This window comes from Bacteroidota bacterium (assembly GCA_013696965.1).
Lineage (GTDB): Bacteria > Bacteroidota > Bacteroidia > JACCXN01 > JACCXN01 > JACCXN01.
Genome location: JACCXN010000044.1, coordinates 128275 through 134755, shown reverse-complemented (window position 1 = coordinate 134755; position 6481 = coordinate 128275). Strand labels below are relative to the sequence as shown.

General features: G+C 33.8%; 4 protein-coding genes and 1 tRNA gene. 1 reads left to right on the top strand and 4 read right to left on the bottom strand.

Going from position 1 to position 6481, the window contains the following annotated elements:
* Positions 1-501: 501 nt before the first annotated feature.
* Positions 502-1221, top strand: a complete 720-nt coding sequence (locus H0V01_07530) for a hypothetical protein (protein ID MBA2583219.1) — start codon at positions 502-504, stop codon at positions 1219-1221.
* A gap of 381 nt (positions 1222-1602) precedes the next feature.
* On the opposite strand, the gene H0V01_07525 is transcribed toward H0V01_07530, so the two are convergent.
* The 4 genes from H0V01_07525 to H0V01_07510 form a co-directional block, all read right to left on the bottom strand.
* Entirely contained in the window at positions 1603-3543 is a 1941-nt protein-coding gene (locus tag H0V01_07525; GenBank protein MBA2583218.1) for a tyrosine-type recombinase/integrase, read from the bottom strand.
* A 578-nt stretch (positions 3544-4121) separates the two neighbouring features.
* Positions 4122-4193, bottom strand: a tRNA-Met gene (locus H0V01_07520).
* 326 nt (positions 4194-4519) lie between these two features.
* Entirely contained in the window at positions 4520-4930 is a 411-nt protein-coding gene (locus tag H0V01_07515) for a thiol-disulfide oxidoreductase DCC family protein (GenBank protein MBA2583217.1), read from the bottom strand.
* 43 nt (positions 4931-4973) lie between these two features.
* Positions 4974-6470 (bottom strand): HTTM domain-containing protein, encoded by a 1497-nt coding sequence (locus H0V01_07510; protein MBA2583216.1) that lies wholly within the window; start codon positions 6468-6470, stop codon positions 4974-4976.
* Between the last annotated feature and the right edge of the window lie 11 nt (positions 6471-6481).

Below are 6481 nucleotides of genomic sequence, written 5' to 3'. Positions count from 1 at the left end.
TAACGTTATTTGCATATACGCAGGTGGCGATTATTGCACCGAACCAAAAACCGCGAGCAGCAAAGTTAATAGAAATCAAAGGCTTTGCAATAGAGCACCTAGACCGCCACTTGAGGATATGCAATGTTATAAGCTGGCCTTATGTTCATTAATGCTTGGAAAGCTGCATTATCAAAGGCTTTTATGAATAGTGCTTAATTGTCTGTACTATACTTTGCATGGCTAGTGCGACTTGGGTATTTTTTTATTTTTGAGGGGGGATTTTTTTAATTTAATTTTCTTGGGGAGGAAAGGGAGAAGCTTATTTACAATTTTTGGTTTGAGCGGTTGGCGGTGTGAATTGGAAATGTGCTTTTCCCGTGGGCTGGCTGTTTCCAGTCATTCACTCTTTAGATAATGGAAATTTATAAAATTAATTTGTTTTGGATTATTATGTGTTTTTAATTTATTTAGCGTAAGATTGTAAGAATAGCAAATCAACTTAATTGAAACTTTAATTAAATGGAATTAATTAATTCGCCTGAAAAAGAAACTGAAAAGCTAATCAAATTAGTTTGCAATTATTTTAGACTAAATCCAAAAATACTTTCTTCTAAAACTAGAAAACAAGAAGTTGTATATTGCCGGGCTTTGATTTTTTATTTCTTAGTAAATGATTTAAAATTCACTAGTATAAAAGCTGGTCAAGTTTTTAATCGAAATCATGCAACAGTACTTCATTCAATAAATATAGTGAAATCTAAGCTTAAGAAGGAAAAGGAGTATATTATTTATCTCCGTGATAAAATACAAGGAAATACTGAAATACTTACAAAAGAAATAGAAGTCTATAAAAAAGAAAATATAGTAAAATATAAAATTAATCATGAAAGAATAGAACGCAATAAACAGATTATTAAGTCCTATATGGCAGGAAAGTCAATAAAGGAAATAGCAATGAAATATAGGCTTACTCCAGAAGCTATAAGACTCGTTATTATTAGAGAACAAGGAGCAAAATTATTTCTTGTCAGAAAAAAAACTATAAAACAATTAAAAAAACAAGAATTTGAAAAATCAATTATTGCCTTGTTTTCAAAAGGAAACAGTGCACAGGAATTAGCAACTAAATTCAACACTTCAATAACCACTGTCAGACAAATTGTTTCTAAAGTTCCTGATGCTAAAACTCTTAAAGACAAAAATAAATTATTAAAAAAATTAAAAAAACAAACGCAATAAAAGAATAATGGCACTTTTGGTTTTTGTTTAAGGGGTGGGAGAAATGCCTCTTTTACTTTTGCAAGGTGGGAAGGGTTTTCGCGGGAAGGGCAAAAGTAAATGTGGCATTTGTGTGCAATGGCAAAAATTAAATTAAAAAAAGTGCGTGAGGGGAAAAATAAAAAAATACAGAAGGATAGGCAAAGGGCGGTGCGGCTTGCTAGACAAGGGTTTGCTGCACAGCCCCCTAGGCTTGCTTATAACTCTTAAATATCGGAATAAACATAGTACTTTTTTAAAAGTTTTTCTGTTTTTGCTTCTGCCAATTTAGGCAAAAATTTAATGGTAAATTAATTTTTATTTGAATTGTTTTTATTAAAGCTACTAAACAATTGGGGTTAATTATTCTAGCTTCTTTTTATTTACTATCTGATGTGCCATGTTGTCTAATGGACTTTGGATCTTTTTGGCTGCTTTGCTTGTTAAATGAGTATATATAGTTGTGGTTTGTATGCTGTTGTGACCAAGCAATTGCTGTATATATCGAATATCTGTTCCGGATTCTAATAAATGTGTGGCAAAACTATGCCGTAAAGTATGAACTGTGGCATTTTTTTCCAGGCCGGCTTCGGTTATGGCTCTTTTCATTACTGCTTGTACGCTCCTTGAACTATACGGTTCATCTTTATATTGGCCCTCAAATACCCAAATTGCACTCGGATATAGTGATCGATAATGCTCTAAATAAACAACGATGGAATGTGGTAATCCTACAATTCTATCCTTTTTGCCTTTTGCCTGTTTTACGTGTATTTTATATTCTGCCCACAAAATGTCTTCCCATTTTAAATGCGTTAGTTCACTTAACCGCAAACCTGTTCCATAGGCCAATAGCAACAACAACTTGTGTTTAGGATTTTTTATGGCAGCAAAAACACTAAAGCACTCTGCCATAGTTAATACTACTGGAAGTTTTTTTTCTTTTTTTGGTCTGGGTAAATCTATTTCAAAACGCTCTCGCTTTAATACATTCCGGTAATAAAACAACAGTGCATTTACCAGGGAGTGACCCGCAGATGCGGACAGCCCCTTGAGCATCATTTTTCCTAAATATTTTACTACATCATTCTGACTTAAATCATCAGGATTTTTATAGCCAAAATGCCTCAAAAATTGAATAAATGATGATGTGTAAACGCGGATGGTATTGTGACTGTAATTATTTGCCAATAGATAATCCAGCATTGAAGTGAGATAAATCTCTGACGATGCAGGAACCTGCTTGCGTAAATTTTCTGCGGCCTCCTGAAGTTTAATACTTTTTATGTTTAATTCATTCCTTGTATTAGCATATCCATTTGGAAGCTCATTTATAACTTTGATGCCGAACTGTTCTGCAATTATCGCTAAATTTTTAAGTACTCCGGGTGTCGCGGGAAGCAAATATACCATTTCATCCATGTTATATTTACTTCCCTGTAATCGTTTAACCTGGTTAATTATGGCAGCAATTTCCGGGAGCTGAACTTTCATCCATTTTTTTCCACTTAGAAATACACTGATAATTATTTCCCCGGCAGTAAATTTGTCATTCTGTTCATTTACATAGTAATTACTAGGCAAAAGATCTTTTATGCCAAGCAAAGCCTCCACCTTATTCTTTACGTTTACATGACGAAAAATCATATACACTTTGTAATTATTACTCCAATAAACACCCTTGATTTTAAGCATGGCAATGCTTATTGGTCTGGAATAAGCCAAACTCAGCACCCAATATTTTCCAATATCGGGATGCACTTCAAACTTTGCTTTTAACCCTGCTTGTTCTTTATTTTGTCCATCAATTTCAATTTCCTGAACGGCCATTCCCTTGTTGGATTCTACGGGAGCATTTTCCTGGTCCTTTTCCAAGCCAGACTCCTGAATATCTAAAATTCCTTTGGCCAACACATTTGGTGGAGAAGTAGCTTTCAAACTAGTAGGCTCTTCCCTTAAACCTTCATTCTCTATGAAAGAATTATGTTCATCATTTTCTAACTGCTGAAGTGCGATTCCATTGCTGGATTCTATGGGAGCATTTTCTTGGTGAGTTTCCAAACCAGGCTCCAAAACTGTATGTGTCCCTTCCGGTTTTTCAATGGTTATTTCTGAATCATTAAATATAACTTTAAGTTTTTGGTAATTCTCCTTGCTGTATTTAACATACCAACATTTGTGGGTCTTACTCCAGAGTGAAAATATTGTTTTTAGTTTTTCTACTATTTCATTATTGCGCCTAAAAACAATGCCAATTTGAAAATTCCCCCTGTGAAAAAGCTTCTTAAAAATTACTTGTTCCATTATTGATAATCATTAAAATGAATTTAATAAATTCAATCTATAACCTAATCATTCGCCTTAACAAATAATAAACAATAACCTTACCACCAATTTCAAAAAGTCCAGATCATTTTAAGCACACTTATTTTATTGTGAAAATCCCATCCCATCATCACACGATTCCTTCAATATTGCTTCAAAAGCCATAGAACAAAGATGATCACAGCGGATTCGGCAATACTAACAATTACCGTATGTTCTGATTCAACTAAAAATGTGGAGGTTTTCGAAGAGCCGGAAAACTATGTAAGCACATAAAAATTTACAGCCTTTATCTTTTTTGAATTTTCCCAAGTGTAAGTCATTAAAGAGTTTTCTGCCGAGGCGATTATTACAATACTCTTTTAAATACCTTCTTACTTTGGGTTGAGGCATACCAAGCAGGTTACTTAGATCGGATTCATAGTTTTTCATATTCTTTTGGCATAGGTGGATGAGTATATCCAGCAGAACTCCTATTCATTAATCTCCATTTCCTTTCCTGTTCCTCAAAGCTACAAAGCCTTCAAAACATATAGTTTTGAAGGCTTTTTTATTAGTAGCGGGGACAAGATTCGAACTTGTGACCTTTGGGTTATGAGCCCAACGAGCTACCCCTGCTCTACCCCGCAATATATTTTATTGCGCTTTTTTTTATTTGGACTGCAAAGATACAATTTTGTTTTTAACTTCTTACATAAAGGTAAAAAAAAAAAATTGAAACCAATTCCTTCTTTTTAAGTAAAAGAAATTCAATTCTCTAATTAATATATTTAAAGAACATGAAAAAAATTTTAATCTCTCTGGTTGCTGTTTTATTATTTTGCTTTTCTTATTTATTGATTACATATCTTGATTTGCATTTGCTTATTTTTTCTAAAATACTTGCCACGCTAGCTATAAGTTCTCTAATTTTGTTCAGGGTAAACAAAGTAAAGCTTATAAAACAAAGGGTGGATTAATCTGCTAAGAACCTTTCCTTTACTTTTTCATTTGGTTTTATTATTTCATTGGTTTTGCCAAACCAATGGTATCTGTTTTTTGCAATTAAGCTATACAAATAATCAGTAAACCCAAGTGGCAGCACTTTGAATAGGGATAACAATTTCCAGGGGTAATGTAATTTTTGGACGATTTTAAATACTGCCCCTGATTTCTTGTAAATTTGCCCTGAATCAACAAGGTAAACAGTTTTTAGGTTTGCAAATGGTTCTCCCAGGTTTCGCAACAACAACCTTGCCTGCTTGCTTTGAATAGGAGCAAATAGAAATTTCTTTTCCTTGTCGTGCTTTATAATAAAAGTAACAATTGCATTGCAAAAGTTACATACACCATCATACAATATCACTGGTGCTTTTAACTCTTTCATTCGGTTTGTTTTAACTTGTAAATTTTCAGCATATTACACTAAATTAATCGGAAATAAAAGCTAATTCTATATGTACGGGCTCTTCATTACGGTAATTAGCACCTGTTGTTTCCATTACATATATTATCCGTAAATCTTTAATTCTGTTTTTTGGATTTGCATCATTCCATTTTTTAAACATAAACTTGCAATAAAGAGGGCCCATATAGGAATACCGTTCTGCAATACTGTTCTCCATAAATTTACGCCACCTGTCATTTTTTATTATTGCAACTACGCTCTTAGGTTTTTTATAATCCACTGCTTTTCCTTTCCTTCCAATATCAATAACATGTCCACTATATGTTGTGGCTGCTAAAACATACCATCCATCTTCCTTAAATACAGCAGGTGAAAACATCCCCCATTTTTGATTTATCCTTAAAAATTGTCCAATAAAATCAATATCGTAGCGATACAAATAATTAATAGTATATTCTGTTGTTTGCCAATTTAGTAACAAAGTATAGGCAATTACAGAAGATAATACAAAATTACGCGGAACCAAAAATATTTTGGCAGGCATATTCAAAGGGGTTTTTAAAGTCCGGTTTAAGTGAAAATACTTGCCAATGCCATAAGTCCCTTGCTCAAATATGCTGGAAGGAAACAACCTGATTCCCACTATTTTCTTATCAATTCGTACTGCCCAATCCTTAGGAATTGTTCCAAACAGGGTAACTATTCCAATAATATAAAACAATCCAACAAACAAAGTAAGTGCTATTCCTGTGTGTAGGAAAATTAATCCTAGAATTCCTGCCTTACGAAAGAAAGAGGTTTTATAAGGCATCAAAAATAAAAAAGGAACAAGCAATTCTAAATACCATACCATATGTGTCATCCATTTCAATAAATTTGGATAGGGATAAATTAACTTTCCCAAGGGCAATACCATTTGGTCAAGACTTAATGCATAGTATATTGCCGTTCCCTCGCTTCTCCATTCAGGGGAGGTTTTTAAAAGTGCAGCAAAAAAATATACCGATAAAATCTGGATATAATAACCCACCGTGGCTACATTAAAAACCTGCTTTGCTAAAGGTGCTGGTTTTGTTAATGAATCAAGAGAATAATAGTTACCCAGTGGAAGAAACATACCCCAAAACAGAACCAGTCGAAGCAAATCATCCCCTGCTTGCAATATCAATGGGTTTCTTGCATGCAACGAGAGCATGAAAAACCAACAAAGAACACAGGAGAGTTGAGTTTTATACCCTATAAGTAAAAAAAACGCAAACAAGGCGGACACCATAAAAAGCAACGCCTGAATTTGCCAAAGCCCGGAAATAGTATAAATGGAAATACCCCAGGAACTCCAAATGTATGAAAAAAGGGTTTCAAGAGGAAGAACTCCTTCATCTGAATAAAAGGCTCTGAGATCTGTAATTCGTATACATAAATCCAGAAGAATTACTGCTCCCATACCAATGCGAAGAAGCGCAAGAGAGCGAAGTTCTAAAGTGAAAATGTTTTTTAAGCAAGTACTGATTTTTTCCATTTCACAACTGA

What these genes read in the sequence shown, in the direction of transcription:
- H0V01_07530 (MBA2583219.1), top strand. Translation starts at nt 502, where the DNA reads ATGGAATTAATTAATTCGCCTGAAAAAGAAACTGAAAAGCTAATCAAA.
- H0V01_07525 (MBA2583218.1), bottom strand. Translation starts at nt 3,543, where the DNA reads ATGGAACAAGTAATTTTTAAGAAGCTTTTTCACAGGGGGAATTTTCAA.
- H0V01_07515 (MBA2583217.1), bottom strand. Translation starts at nt 4,930, where the DNA reads ATGAAAGAGTTAAAAGCACCAGTGATATTGTATGATGGTGTATGTAAC.
- H0V01_07510 (MBA2583216.1), bottom strand. Translation starts at nt 6,470, where the DNA reads ATGGAAAAAATCAGTACTTGCTTAAAAAACATTTTCACTTTAGAACTT.